This is a genomic window from Pseudomonas migulae (genome assembly GCF_043225285.1).
GTDB lineage: Bacteria > Pseudomonadota > Gammaproteobacteria > Pseudomonadales > Pseudomonadaceae > Aquipseudomonas > Aquipseudomonas migulae_C.
In genome coordinates, this window is record NZ_CP171224.1 from 5,215,890 (window position 1) to 5,229,802 (window position 13,913).

Consider the following 13,913-nt stretch of genomic DNA (forward strand, 5'->3'; position numbering starts at 1 on the left):
AAAACGGGCGCATTCAGCGCCCGTTTTTTTATGCCGTCGCCTGAGCCCGTAAGCGCCGGCCAATCACATCCATCAAGTCGCAGCCGTCGCGTAACGGGATGGCCAGCAGTTGGGAAAAGTCTTTCAGCACCACCGTGTCGCAACCGAGCTCGGCGCGGAAGGCGATGTTTTCCAACACCTGAGTGACCGTGCGGATTCGGTAGTCAGCGGCGGCTTGCAGCACGTCGAGTGGGGCTTCGGTGTCGATGAGTAGGGAGGCGGGGATCAGGTCGATTCCGGTGAGGGGTATGTATCTAGTCATTTTGGAGATCTCAGTTTGATGGGCTCAAACTCTGTGATCAGGTCGCCAAACCTGAGTCGCCATTTTGGGCGACTGGGTGGACTATAGGCTGCGTTGGAAGGGTGGGGAAGGTGAGGGATTCTGAGGTTTTTGTAGGAAATTTGTGGTGGTCCTAGGACTGTTGCGTCTCTCCCGTAGGCGGCAGGCATCGGCCAAGAACGGTCATCGGTTGACTACGATCGCTGGGCATATTGATCTGCATTGAAGGTAGTGGCTGCCGTGCTCGATGAGCAGCTGCTAAGTGAGCTCCTGCAGCAACCCCATTCACCCGGAATTCTGTACGCCCTCACTAATAATTGTGCGCCTCGCTGGTGGAAGCGTTCGACTTTAAGCGTAGTTGCAGGTGGGTACCCATCGGCGTAACTTGAAACAAGCCCTCGACGAAAGCTAGCCAAGGTCGCGAAAACCGCCACCGCGGCTGCTTTCGAAAAGGAACTTCAATCAGTGCAATCGCCATGGCCATTGCGCGGGTCGGAGAAGAATATGAAAAAGCGCGCTCAAACGGGCGGGCGCAATGCCCTACCCATGACAGTACACAACGTTGGATTCCTTCTCGATCGACTTGGGCAGGACTGTGCCCCGCTGCAGTTTCTGAGGGAGCTAACCCAAAACTCGCTTGATGCCATCGCTCGAACCGGAAGGCCCGGCCATATCACTTGGGACGTTGACTGGACCATTTACGACCTCGGCGATGTCATGAAGCTGTCGATCATTGATTGCGGCGACGGAATGACGGGTGAAGAGATGCAAAAGTTCATCAACCAGCTTTCCTCTTCTGGGTCCGAACAATCACTTACCAGCAATTACGGCATCGGCGCGAAGATTTCCGCGGCAACTCGAAATCCTTACGGAGTGATCTATCAGTCCTGGAAGAAAGGAGATGGATTCCAAGTCATTCTCGAAAAGGACCCGGATATGGGCGAGTATGGGCTGCGACAATGGGAACTGGCTGACGGCAGTTACTCCCACTATTTACCATTGGCGGACGAATTTAAGCCGGACGAAATATCTGAGTCGGGAACCAAAGTCATCTTGCTGGGGAAGTTCAAGGAAGAAAACACAATGGCTCCGCCGGCGGAGGCCGCAGCCCCATCCCGTTGGATTTCTAAATATCTGAACACGCGGTATTTTCAGTTCCCAAGCAGTGTCACCGTGAGGGCGCGTGAGGGTTGGGATTTTCCGAGATCTGACTCGGATCGGCATATCTTGCGGACGATCACCGGGCAGCGGCCTTACCTAGAGGCCCATGCTGAGATGTCCGGAGTGCACGAGCTTACAGGCGCACGGATTCATTGGTGGATTCTTAAGGATGAGCCCGCCATCTCGAGCAATTCCGGATTCATCGAGTCCGGAGGGCACGTTGCTGCTCTGTATCAAAATGAGCTCTATGATCGCGAAACTGCACGTGCGGGTACCGCAAAGCTGCAAAACTTCGGCGTCCTGTTCGGTACTCGATTTGTAGTTCTCTATGTAGAACCTATTGCTGTGCCCGGGGTAAATCTGACTACGAACACAGCCCGCACTTCGCTTCTGCTCAACGGCTCGCTACTCCCGTGGGCCGATTGGGCTTACGAGTTCCGTCAGTGCATGCCTAAGCAACTGGCAGAGTTCATTCGTGAAAAGGGTTCATCATCTTTCGACCAAGATCACGTTAAATCAATCAAGGAACGGCTCAAGGGCATTATCGACCTGTATAAAGTTAGTCGGTACCGCCCGAATCCTCAGGGAATATATCTCTCAGACGAAAGTTCACGCGCACCTACCGGCCCCTCTTCAGACTCAGGCCATAAAGGCAAAGGAGGTGGCGGCGTAGGTAGAACCGCTTCTGGTGGTGATGCTGTCGGGTTCCGGGATGGTGAGCTCGGAAATATTTACCATTTATTCGAAAAGAAAGGTGGTGTACCTAGCGATAAGGCTGAAACTGACCCCTTTCCAGTCGTACAGTGGGTGTCGCTCCGCGATGGGACGCGCGACGAAAATGAGATGGAGGACCGGGCTGCTCGTTACCTGCCGGAGCAGAACATCCTTCGCGTGAACGCCGATTTTCGAGTGTTCACAGACATGGTCCTTCGCCTCTGCAAGGAAAGGAAGGACGCGCCGGATGGGACCATAGATGGGGTGGTTACGGATGTAGTCCACACATGGTTCGAGCAGGCCTTGATTGAGACTGTCATTGGACTCCAACAGCTCAAGGGCAGTAAGGAGTGGGGGCCAGATCCAATGGACGTCGCGCTATCCGAGGAAGCCTTGACGGCAACCGTCATGCAGCGATACCACGTGCACAATCAATGTCGCCGCGATCTGGGGGCGAAACTTGGTAAAGCACTTCAAACGGAGTAATGCAACGTCTGCGGCTCGAGGCACAACAAAGGTTTCCAGTGTAACGTTCACGCCTACATCGTGGCCACACTTGGACTGGGGCGTTAGAAACCGCTTTTGGCCATTTTCTGCCTTTCGCCAAGGGCAGCAATCGGCCGGAAGCAGCCAGTCGTGACATGCAGAAAACTGCTAGAAACTGACTGTGTAAACACCTGAAATCAGATATAAGGCAACTGCTGGTGATTGCGTCCTACAAGCGGAGAAACGGCCAACGGTTTTCTGTGCTTGCCTAGCGTAACGTTCCGAAGCTACACAGGGGGAACCTAGACGCCGTAAAGGCTGAGCTGTAGCTTTGCGTAGCAGAGAAAATCAAAAAAATCACGACCGGACCTGTCTTGTGCGTTAGTTCACCAGGCGTGTTGCTAGGATTGAGCACGGGTACATGGCTTGAAGCAATGTGGGAAGCAGGCGCTTGGGTCGGTTGTCGAATCGACATTTTCGTAACGCAGGAGTTTTCAGTGGACATCGAGCGACTACAAGTTGAAGGCGGATTTCTGGATGGTCTGGATCTTAGGTTTTCCGATGGCCTTAATGTAATCATCGGCGCGAGGGGCACTGGAAAGACTTCGGTAATCGAATTAATTAGGTATGCATTTGCTGCTCGCAGCCACACCGTGGAAGCCAAAAATCGTTCGCTTGACCACGCGAGGGCAGTGCTGGATGGCGGAGAGGTGACCGTCGTGTTAAATGATTTAATCGATGACGTCACCGTTTCGCGCACTGCTGACGAAGATCAGCCACGCTCAACTGCTCGTTTCGTTGCGCCGATTGTACTCTCTCAAACTGAAGTCGAAACTCTAGGGCTCAGCGATGCGGGACGTCTCTCACTGATTGATGGATTTATCAATGGGCGTACGAGCATGGCTGCTAACGAAGCCTCGGTGATTAGTTCGATAAAAAGTATTTATAAAGAGGTAGTGGCGGTCGAGACAGAGATCTCTTCATTGTCAGAGGAGGTCATTAAGGTCCCGAGCTTAATTTCGCAGGTGCAGGATTTTGAGCGGCAGCTTCGGGAGCTTCAGGGAGATTCGATTGAGGTGGCAAAAAAACAGGCGGAATCTTCACTTCTTACCGAAGAGCTTGCAGCCGCATCTGCTCGTGAAGACATAGTGGCTCGCTTTGAAAATCATGCTTCCGAATGGAAAAGGAAGTTAGATGAGCTGCTTTCTGAAGATTATGGCCCAGATGTATGGCTCGGCGAGCCAGACAAAGATCCAGTTAGTGACCTTCGCAGCGTATATGAGCTTGCCATTTCGAAAATTCTGGACGCCTCGAAAACCTTTGAGCAGATTGAGGACGTGTCTAAATTGCGGCGAGAAGAGATATCCTCTAAACACTTTGAGGTGGAGCGTAAAGCTAGAATCTTACGACTGGAGCTTGATAAAGTTTCTGAGGGTACCGGGGCATTGAGTCGCAACATATCGATCATTAAAGCGCAGATTGCTCAAATTAATACCCGCGAAAGCTTATTGGGAGAACGTCGGAATAGGTTGGGAGCTCTTCGCAAGCGACGTGATGAGGCGGCAAGTGAGTTGGAAGAGCTTCGACTTAAGCGTTACGCGCTTAGATGCGAAGTGGCGAATGCCATTAACCAAGCTCTTACTCCCTATATAAAAGTAGAAGTCGAACAGTCATCTCAGTTGGGGGAATACTCTAAGGCGCTTACTGACGCACTCAAGGGTAGCGGCATTAAATATAATGATCTATCCTCGAAAATTTCAGAAAATATTAGTCCTCGAGAGCTTGTTAAGGTCGTTGATAACGGTGGATTTGAAGATCTGTCAGATTTGGTGGATATACCGAAAGAACGTGCAGCTAGAGTGGTAGCGCAGTTACGGGATTTCGGCTTGGCTGACATATTGACTTGCGACGTCCAAGATGATGTTAGCATGAGCCTTCTCGACGGCGTTGACTATAAGGAAGTTTCCGCTCTCTCAGCTGGTCAGCGGTGCACAGTTATTCTATCCATTGTATTGCAGCACTCTGAAAGGGTGTTGATAATCGATCAGCCGGAAGATCATTTAGATAATGCTTTCGTGGCTAAAACAATAATAAAAACTCTGAACAGTCGAAAGGGGCGAGGGCAGATAATTTTGTCAACACACAATGCCAACATTCCTGTGTTAGGTGAGGCAGATTTAATCATTGAATTGACGTCTGATGGCAGAAACGGCTTTGTCCAAGTCAATAAACCCCTAACCCATCCGGAGGCGGTTAACGCTATTACTACTGTAATGGAAGGGGGGGCAGAAGCGTTTGCCACCCGTGCGAAATTTTATCAAGAAAATTCATTGTGATTACCCGGGAACAGGCGGTTGCTTCCCTGTTCAGCAACTCAGTTGATGAAAGGCTGGAGGCCGCTCGCTATTTTTCCAGGGCCGCAGAAGTGACTGACGCTTCTCTGCTCTTGCGGGCGCTTGCGAAGGAGAACGCTCGATGGGTAAAGCGCGCACTTCAGCGAGCTATGGATCGGATTCAGGTTGGCCCACCAAAGCAAGATGTGGCGACCATTGATGAACCCGTTATTGAAAACGATTCTGAACGGTTGGTTAAAGACCTGCGAGCACAGGCTGTAGACGAGGTTTCCCGAACTATTCTGCATGAATTTTCTCCGCTTATTGGATCTCTGCGGCTCGTGGCAGAAATGGAGGTTGAAGCATACGAAACATCTCGGACCAAGCACTGCGTAGAGCGTTTAAACGGTTTATTGGAAGCAGTGGGGAACCTGAAAAAAGCGGCATCTACGCCCTCATACAGCGAGTTTGATCTGTCAGAGCTAGTTGCTGAATGTGTAGCGGTTTTGAATATTTCGAACGAAGAAGTAGTTTTACGGGTTGCCGGTATAAAGCCTTACATGGTTCAGGCCGATCGCGACTCTCTGGGATTAGCTATCGACAATGGGATTAGAAATGCTGTTGAGGCGGTCAGAGAATTTTCAACACTTGACCCAGCAGAAATTCTAATAAATTGGGGGCCAGCCGGCTCTGAGAACTGGCTTGCAGTTCTTGATTGCGGAGCGGGTTTTTCAGAAAATCCTGAAGAAGCTTTCAAACTTGGTGTTTCAAATAAGGATGAACATTTTGGTTACGGGTTAACCACAGCTCAGCTGTCGATGCGTTCAATGGAAGGCGATGTTTTTGTCTCAAACAAAGCCGAGGGTGGAGCAAGATTTGAACTGAGGTGGTATAGGGATTATGCAAATATTATTCGTTGAGGATAATTTCTCTTACGCAGATACACTGGTTTCAGTGGTAAACGAGAAATTTCCCGGGGTGTCATGGGATGTAATCGATAACTCTGGTTCGGCTGAGGAACTACTAGCGCATAATTTTTACGACCTGGTGATTCTTGATCTTTGTATGCCGAGCATCCCGTCTGGGCTTGAGAAGAACGTTGAGAATGGTCAGAAGCTATTTTATTTGATTCAGCAGCTTATGCCGGGAACACCAATCTATATTCTCACCGGCTCGGACTTGGACAGTTTTGCCACAGGGCTTTCGCGACATGGAGAGAGGGTTAGACTTTGGGGGGCTGAAAAAGAGTTTCCAACCGTATTGTATTTTAGAAAAAACAAAACACCTGAACTCATCGAAGAGTTATCAGGTGTTTATCATGAGATCTTATCTGTCAATGCTATTCCTATTAATACAAGGGGCAAGGCAATAGTGTTTGCCAAAGGACAAGAGCGAGCCCTAAAAACATTTGTGCGAAGTATGGGTGGGGTTGATGGGGTTTACTATCCCCTAAGTGGTTTGTCTGGCTCTTTGGTAGGGCGGATAGAGGTTAGAGATGCTCGGTTGAATATTATTGGGGCGTTCGTCGCTAAGCTTGGACTTTCTTCAAAGATCCAGAAGGAAAATGAGTCGTACGCACGTCATGTTAGGCTCTTGCCTATCAATAGTTTCACTCCTTTGTTATCTGGGATAGATAAAGGTTTGAAAGAATACAGTGCAATATTTTATACGCTCGCTGAAGGTTATAAGGAGACTCTGTTCGAAGTCGTGCGTCGCGATACTTTGGCTGCGGTCAGGGTAATCCAGCAGGTCCGGGCTAGTTTGGAGCGGTGGAGTGCTGTTCGAGAAGTTTCAAGAGTTTCTGTTGGTGAAATACGAAAGGCAAAGCTTAAAGATGATAGTTTTGATGCGATAATCGAGCAATACGGTTTAGAAGAGATACGAGATATTGAGAGTATTTATGTGAGTGTTTCCTCTTCTTGTATTCATGGGGATTTGCATGGTGGAAATATTCTCGTAAACCACGCTGGAACGCCTGTTTTAATTGACTTTGGTGACGTAGGTTTTGGCTATACAGGGTTAGATCCTATAACTTTGGAGATGAGTCTTATTTTTCATCCTGATTGCGTATCATCTGGAGTGTCGCAAGAAATGCGATCTTTTCTTGAGCATTGGCCAGTAATTGATGGTTACTGCCAAAATAATCCATTTGGCAATATTGTAAAATATTGTCGAGATTGGGCTTATGACATAAGCGGAGATGATCGATCTGTTTTGGCTGCCGGTTACGCTTTCGCAATAAGGCAACTAAAATATGATACCGTTAACTCTGATGAAACTGTCGCGCTTATAATCCGTATCGCTAATGCATTAAAGGAAGGTGGGCAGTAAGCTGTTGTTGTCTAGTGCTGTTGATGTTTCTGTTTTTAAGGACTTCCCGTAAAACGGTAATTATTTGCTGGGTGAGTATTATCCCTCGGCCAATCGCTTGAGGTAACGTCAGGTTGTAAGCGGTTTTCATAACGTGCGTTTGAACATCTATATAGGTTTTTACATAGGTTATCGACGGTCTCTAGTTTTCATTAAATTTATCTCACCGTTCTTCTTCAAACTTAAGAGTAAGTCACCGCCACTTTCGTTCTCGGGTTCAAAGTCCGCTCATGGCCGAAAGCAGTCTGCCGTGAAAGGCTGTAATTAATCAAAAAATGCAATTTCCAAGCATTAGTTATGCATCAGCCAAGCTCCGCAGCATTCCCAATCCACCCACTCAACTCCCTAACCATCCGATTAACCTCCCCATCCTCCCGCTCCGAAGGCCGAACAATCGCATTCCAAGCAATATCCAACCCATCATTCAAAGCCGCCCAAGCCAACTCCCCACGCTCAAGACTCGGCGTCACCAAATCCCGCTGCAAAATACTGATCCCATACCCCGAACGCACCAGTTCAACAATCGCCTCGATCAACTCCACCGTAATCATGCGCCTCGGCAAAATGCTGGCCGGCGCAAAGAACCGGTCATATTCCCAGCCACTCGCGCGGTCGGTTGAGTACGTCACCAGGTTGTAGGTCTTGAAGTCTTCCGCGTAGATGTTTTTCCGGCCCGCCAGGGGATGGTCGGTGGCCATGATTGCGATCAGGTCGTCGCGGAACAGCGGCAGCTTGGCGACGCCGCTCGGGACCATGCCGTCGTCGATGATGGAGACGTCGAGGCGGCCTTGCATGAGGCTGGCGTAGACGTCGTTGCGGGGGACGGTGACGAGGGTGATTTCGATGTCGGGCCGCAGGGTTGAGTAGTGTTTGATGAATTTGGGAATCCAGCGGAACGGGCCGTAGGAGGTGACGCCCATGCGGACGAACGCGGTGACGCCGCCGGCCATGGAGCGGGCTTCGGATTCGGCTTCGTTGAGGATGGCGATGATGTCTTTGGCGGCGCGTTCCAGGCGCACGCCGGCGGGGCTGAGTCTGAGTTTGCCGCCGGAGCGTTCTGTGAGGTTGACGCCGAGTCGGCGCTCGGCTTCGCGGATGCGGTGGCTGACGGCGGAGGGGGTCAGCCATAGGCGCTCGGCCACGGCCGTGACCGAATCGACTTCGGCGAGGGTTTGCAGCATGACCAGGTGATCGAGGGTCAGTCTCATGGGGTTTCGACCTGAAAATAATTCACAAATTTGCGTAAAATTATGAGCGTGACTTGTTTTTGGTGGCGATGCAATCTGATTCCAGAAGAGCCACCGGAGACCAACAATAATGACTACCTTGCCTTTCACACCTGCGCCAACCCTGGGCGACATCGTCGATCTCGAGCGTTATCCGATTACCGATCGCGGCAGTGCCGCTTACCTCGCACTGGTCGCTCACAGCCAGTCGTTGCTGGGGGAAGAGGGCGTTGCGATCTTCCCGGGTTTTGTTCGCGACCCGTCGGTTGTGGCGATGGCGGAGCAGACCCTGGCGCTGCACTCGCGCATGTTTCACTTTCGGGAACACCACACGGTTTATTTCAAGCCTCAGGACGAGAGCGTTGATGCGCAGCATCCGCTGCGACGCTTGATGAACACGGCCAAGGACACGGTGGCTTATGCGGATATTCCGGCTGAGCATTTGATTCGGCAGATCTATGGATCGGACGATGTGCTGGCGTTCATCAAGGATGTGTTGGACCTGGACGCGCTCTATCGCCATGCCGACCCATTGGCCGCCCTTAACTTGCAGGGCTTCACGGCGGGGCAGGAGCTGGGTTGGCATTTTGACCGGTCCGACTTCAGCGTCACGCTGTCGCTGCAGGCGGCGAGTGCGGGCGGGGATTTTGAGTACGTGCGCATGCTGCGCAATGAACACGACGATTGTTATGACGCGGTCCGGGCGTTCCTCGATGACCCGCAGACGCAGCAGATTGAGGTGCTGCCGCAAGTGCCCGGCACGCTGACGTTGTTCCGGGGTCGCTATTCGTTGCACCGGGTGACGCCGGTGGAAGGCGAGCGGTTGCGGCTCAACGCGGTGTTTGCGTATGTGGATCAGCCCAATGTCGAATTCAGTGCCTATGCCCGGCAGTTGTTTTACGGGCGCACCTCGGTAGACCCGGCCGTTTAAGTTTTACCCATAACAATAAAAGCCGTTGCTTCACGCCTTCGCCTTACGTGTTTGCGCGCGTACGCGTCCATGCTGAATAAGATGGGCTCGTTTGTTCCTGTGCCGCACACAACAGTTCGCTGCCCCCAACAATAATGATTCGGAGCGTCTGATTATGAAAAACAGGAAGAGTTTGCTGGCCTCGTTGCTCACCCTTGGCCTGCTGGTTGGCAGTGCTTCAAGCCAGGCCTCGGGATGGTGCGAGTCGGGCAAGCCGGTGAAGTTTGCTGGCCTGAACTGGGAGAGCGGGATGCTGCTCACCGACATCATGATGATCGTGCTCAAGGATGGTTACGGCTGTGCAACGGACCAGTTGGTGGGCAACACCATCATTCTGGAGACCGCGCTGGCCGGCAACGACATTCAAGTGTTTGGCGAAGAGTGGATGGAGCGCAGCGAAGTCTGGAAAAAAGCGGCGGCGGCCGGCAAGGTCATCGGGGTTGGTGCGCCGATCATTGGTGCGACCCAGGGCTGGTATGTCCCGCGCTATGTGGTCGAAGGCGACGCCAAGCGTAACCGGCCGGCGCAGGCACCGGAGCTCAAGAACGTTGCCGATTTGAGCAAGTACGCCAAGGTTTTTCATGATGCGGAGGAGCCGTCCAAAGGCCGTTTCTACAACTGCCCGGCGGGCTGGATTTGTGAGCAGGATAATACCGAGATGCTCAAGGAATACGGTCTGGAAAACACCTTCACCAACTTCCGCCCGGGCACCGGTGCGGCATTGGATGCGGCGGTGCTGTCCAGTTACAAACGCGGGGAGCCGGTGCTGTTTTACTACTGGTCACCGACGCCGCTGATGGGGCAGATCGACGCGATCCGGCTGGAGGAAAAGGCCGGCTCCAACAAGGACGTGGTGACCATGGTCGGGCTGTCCAAGGTGTTCCATGAACAGGCGCCCGAACTGGTCGCGGTCCTGGAAAAGGTCAACATTCCCATCGATCTGCTGAATCAGAACCTGGCGCGCATGACCCGGGAACGCATCGAATCGCCGAAGCTGGCGAGGATGTTCCTCAAGGAACACCCGGAAATCTGGCACGCCTGGGTGGATGAGGGCGCAGCGAAAAAGATCGAGGCCGCGCTTTAATCCGCCTCACGGCATCTGCCATCCGGGTTCTGGATGGCAGATGCCCCTTTCCCTCAGCGTTGCGGCGCACCCCGCGCCACCATCGCTCGCCATTCCTGCACGCTCGGTCTTTGCTGCATCCGGGCGTGCCATTCGCGCAACGCTTCGCAGTCATCCGGCACGTCAAGTTTGACCAGCGAGGCGAAAATCATCCCGGCCAGCACCGTAATGTCGGCCATCGAAAACGTGCCGCCGGCAACGAAAGGCTGACGTTTGAGCAGGCCATCGAAATAGCGCATGCCCCTGATCGCCTTGTCGCGCATGCGGTTGCCCCATTCGGCGTTTTGATAGAGCTCGACGTGTGGTCCTAGGCCCGGCGTGGCGTGATGGAAATACACGCTGACCGCATCGAGAAACTCGATTTCAGCGCGCTTGGTCATCATGTGGATCAGGCCTTTTTCTACCGGCGTTTGCCCGGTCAGGGTGGGGCTGTCATCCAGTGCGTCGAGGTACTGAGTGATGGCCGTGCACTCTGCGATGAGCGTGCCGTCGTTCAGCTCCAGCACCGGCAGCGTGCCGGAGTAATTGATGGCCAGAAACTCCGGTGTCTTGTGTTCGCCAGCCCACAGGTCGACCGACACAAACTCGATGCGGGACAGCATGTTTTTCTCTGCCAATGCGATGCGCACACGGGCGGGGTAGGGACCGTCGAACCAGTCGTGGATCTTCATCATCGGGAGCGCCTGCGGTTTTGAAGAGGTCATTGCATTCACCTGCCTGTCAATTGGTAGGCAAAGAGTGGGCGCTTGATTTTGTACTGTCAAGCCCTACCTGTCAGTTGGCAGGTAAGCGAGGTGCGCGTAGTATTCGCCGCATTGACGGGATGAGTTGAGGGCACGAACGTGAGCGAAAACGCGCGGGAAGCGATTCTGGCGGCTGCGAAAACGGCAGCGCAGAAGCATGGCTACAGCGGCATCAATTTCCGAAGCATCGGCGAAGTGGTCGGGATCAAAAACGCGAGCATTTACTACCACTTCCCAAGCAAGGCCGACCTTGGCGTTGCGGTCGCTGAGCGCTACCGGCAAGACACCGCCAGCGTCCTGCAAGGGATACGCGAGTCGAATCCCGATCCCCTTCGTTGCCTGGAAATTTACCCGTCGATCTTTCGGACATCCCTGGAAAACGACAACCGGCTTTGCCTGTTCAGCTTCATGGCGGCGGAGTACGAGGACTTGCCCGAGGAGGTCAGAAACGAGGTCAACGCGTTTGCAGACGTCAATGTGATGTGGCTGGCACAGGTGCTGGCTGACGCCGGCATCGGCAGCGAAGCAATCTGTGAAAGACGCGCCCGCGCCATTTACACCTCGGTTGCCGGCGCTCAATTGATCGCCCGGCCCCGGCTTGATATCAGCCTGTTTGACGACCTGATCCTGAGCTATCGGGATGCGGGGTTGATTCCGACAGCGCAGGGCTGAGTGAACAGGCCTGCAAGTCTGATCACACGACCCCAGTCGGGCACCAGCAGTCGACCAACGCTGTTTTACATCCGCTTGACCGCAGGCGGATTCCATTTGCCGGTGAGCGCGTCGGCCTTCGGGCCATAGAGACGCATGGTCAGATTGAATGGCCCTTCGGGCGCAGGCAACCAATTGCTTTCCTTATCAGCACCAGGGCTCTCGTGCTGGAAGTACAGGTCGAGAGACCCATCAGCATTACTCTTGAACGGCATCCAACTGCTGACGGCAAAGCGATTGAGCACGTTCCCGACCTGGAAGCCGTCGTTGTCGTACAGCGTGACAGACCAGAACGCGTTGACCGGTGGGGTATCCCCCTTGTCGAAGTGGAGCGTGTATTTGTTGGCACCGTTGAGGGGTTTGCCAGTGTCGTCAGTGAGGTTCAACGGGTAGATCGCATCCTCTGGAAGGTTGGCGCCCAGGCCTTGTTGCGCGACGATCGCGCGCTTGAGGTAGTAGTTGCCGTAAACCCCCATCGTATCGGTGTTCATTGACCAGCCATTGCTGATTCTGGCGAGCGTCGCCACCTTCCACTTCATGAGCGCTTGCGCTTCGGCCGGTACGGTCTCAAGCGCTTGCCTCAGCGCCGGATTGATCGTGTCCATATCAAAGCTCTTGCCGGGTTCGATGCCGATTTTTTTCATCTGCGCCACGATGGGCTGGTCAGTGCTGTGAGTGGGATTGAGTTTGAGCAATTCGGCGGCATAGGCGAAGTACTGGGCGGCGGACATCGAGTCGATCTGAACCTTGGGTGGCGTTTTCATATCCACGCTGGGGTCGATCTGCACTGTCGTCGGCTCTGTTGCTTTGCCCCAGTGTGAGAGTGGGGTCACTTTGTAACCGGCCTGAATCTTTTGTACTGCCGGGTAATCCGCTTCCCCGTCTGTTTTGGTACGGCCAATGATCCAGACGTAAGGTGTCGGTGCGCGCAGGTGCGTGAACCCCTGCGCAACCGTTCCGTTCCAGCCGGGCGGGGTCACCAGGAAATCGCCCGCTTGGGTACCGGTTGTTCGCCAGCCGGGAGACGCAAAGACATCCGTCCACATGTCGAGCATCGGCAAAAGGTAGAAGCGTCCATCGGTGTCTGGTGCGGAGATCACCACGGGTTCCTTGGTAAGGTCCAGCCACGCGGTGGAGTAGAGCGTGTCAAAGTTGGGGCGCACCACGCCCTTGAAGTCGGCGGGTGGATACTTGGGCAGGTTCACGAACATATTCATCGGGCCTTTGCCAATCTCCTTGCCGGGCTCAATGTTGGTGAACTGTTTGCGGGTGAGGTCCATCGACAACAGGGGATAGAGGTAGGTGTAAACATCGATGCCAATGGAGTGTGCCTGTTCAGGGGTCATTTCCGAATCGGCACACCTCCCCGACAACGGGGTCAGAGCGAGTAATGCAGACGCACAGGTGACGGCTCTCAGCATGTTGATGTTCAGCATTTTGCTTGTCCCCACGGCCTTGAACAGTGAGTTGGGTCATTGAGGTTTAGCACAAGAACTAACTCGATACCCGCCCGCCAGTCATCCCTTGGCAAGAGCCGGAAGCCACCGGCTGCATTGGAGCGAATCGGGTTTCAGGCAGATGCCGACGACTGGTCGATGCAACAGCTGTGTAGGCAGAAGGATTGTTGCAGAGGCATCAGAAAATTCGGGTCCATGACACCGAAAGCCAATACACGCTGATGTGGGATCACTGACCGAAAACAGACGCTTGGTGCGTGCGCACAAGGGTGTATGTCACTACGCTCAACCGTAAAGCAA

11 protein-coding genes are annotated in these 13,913 nt (G+C 53.3%); 7 read left to right on the forward strand and 4 right to left on the reverse strand.

What is annotated here, in order from left to right:
- Nucleotides 1–28 precede the first annotated feature (28 nt).
- Nucleotides 29–301 (reverse strand): hypothetical protein, encoded by a 273-nt coding sequence (locus ACF6ZU_RS23935; RefSeq protein WP_392887606.1) that lies wholly within the window; start codon nucleotides 299–301, stop codon nucleotides 29–31.
- A gap of 522 nt (nucleotides 302–823) precedes the next feature.
- Between ACF6ZU_RS23935 and ACF6ZU_RS23940 the strand changes: the two genes are divergently transcribed.
- From ACF6ZU_RS23940 to ACF6ZU_RS23955, 4 genes are all read left to right on the forward strand, one after another.
- A complete protein-coding gene (locus tag ACF6ZU_RS23940; RefSeq protein ID WP_392887608.1) occupies nucleotides 824–2,680 on the forward strand; it encodes a hypothetical protein in 1,857 nt (618 codons plus the stop codon).
- A 497-nt stretch (nucleotides 2,681–3,177) separates the two neighbouring features.
- On the forward strand, nucleotides 3,178–5,016 hold the full coding sequence (locus ACF6ZU_RS23945; protein ID WP_392887610.1) for an AAA family ATPase: 1,839 nt from the start codon (nucleotides 3,178–3,180) through the stop codon (nucleotides 5,014–5,016).
- A complete protein-coding gene (locus tag ACF6ZU_RS23950; RefSeq protein ID WP_392887613.1) occupies nucleotides 5,013–5,933 on the forward strand; it encodes a sensor histidine kinase in 921 nt (306 codons plus the stop codon). Before ACF6ZU_RS23945 ends, ACF6ZU_RS23950 begins: the two co-directional genes overlap by 4 nt.
- Complete coding sequence (locus tag ACF6ZU_RS23955; RefSeq protein WP_392887615.1) at nucleotides 5,914–7,344, forward strand: phosphotransferase; 1,431 nt, start codon at nucleotides 5,914–5,916, stop codon at nucleotides 7,342–7,344. Before ACF6ZU_RS23950 ends, ACF6ZU_RS23955 begins: the two co-directional genes overlap by 20 nt.
- Before the next feature lie 341 nt (nucleotides 7,345–7,685).
- Here the strand turns inward: ACF6ZU_RS23955 and ACF6ZU_RS23960 are convergent, their stop codons facing one another.
- Nucleotides 7,686–8,591 (reverse strand): LysR family transcriptional regulator, encoded by a 906-nt coding sequence (locus tag ACF6ZU_RS23960; RefSeq protein ID WP_392887617.1) that lies wholly within the window; start codon nucleotides 8,589–8,591, stop codon nucleotides 7,686–7,688.
- A gap of 109 nt (nucleotides 8,592–8,700) precedes the next feature.
- On the opposite strand from ACF6ZU_RS23960, the gene ACF6ZU_RS23965 reads away from it, so the two are divergent.
- Nucleotides 8,701–9,540 carry a hypothetical protein gene (locus tag ACF6ZU_RS23965; protein ID WP_392887620.1) on the forward strand — a complete coding sequence of 280 codons (840 nt, stop codon included), beginning with the start codon at nucleotides 8,701–8,703 and terminating at the stop codon, nucleotides 9,538–9,540.
- A gap of 154 nt (nucleotides 9,541–9,694) precedes the next feature.
- Nucleotides 9,695–10,663, forward strand: a complete 969-nt coding sequence (locus ACF6ZU_RS23970) for an ABC transporter substrate-binding protein (protein WP_392887622.1) — start codon at nucleotides 9,695–9,697, stop codon at nucleotides 10,661–10,663.
- Nucleotides 10,664–10,716: 53 nt separating this feature from the next.
- Here ACF6ZU_RS23970 and ACF6ZU_RS23975 read toward each other — a convergent pair whose 3' ends face one another.
- On the reverse strand, nucleotides 10,717–11,373 hold the full coding sequence (locus ACF6ZU_RS23975) for a glutathione S-transferase (RefSeq protein ID WP_392893896.1): 657 nt from the start codon (nucleotides 11,371–11,373) through the stop codon (nucleotides 10,717–10,719).
- 171 nt (nucleotides 11,374–11,544) lie between these two features.
- Here ACF6ZU_RS23975 and ACF6ZU_RS23980 point away from each other — a divergent pair, with 171 nt between their 5' ends.
- Nucleotides 11,545–12,117 (forward strand): TetR/AcrR family transcriptional regulator, encoded by a 573-nt coding sequence (locus ACF6ZU_RS23980; protein WP_392887624.1) that lies wholly within the window; start codon nucleotides 11,545–11,547, stop codon nucleotides 12,115–12,117.
- Nucleotides 12,118–12,182: 65 nt separating this feature from the next.
- Here the strand turns inward: ACF6ZU_RS23980 and ACF6ZU_RS23985 are convergent, their stop codons facing one another.
- Nucleotides 12,183–13,592 carry a DUF1254 domain-containing protein gene (locus ACF6ZU_RS23985; RefSeq protein ID WP_392887626.1) on the reverse strand — a complete coding sequence of 470 codons (1,410 nt, stop codon included), beginning with the start codon at nucleotides 13,590–13,592 and terminating at the stop codon, nucleotides 12,183–12,185.
- Nucleotides 13,593–13,913 lie beyond the last annotated feature (321 nt).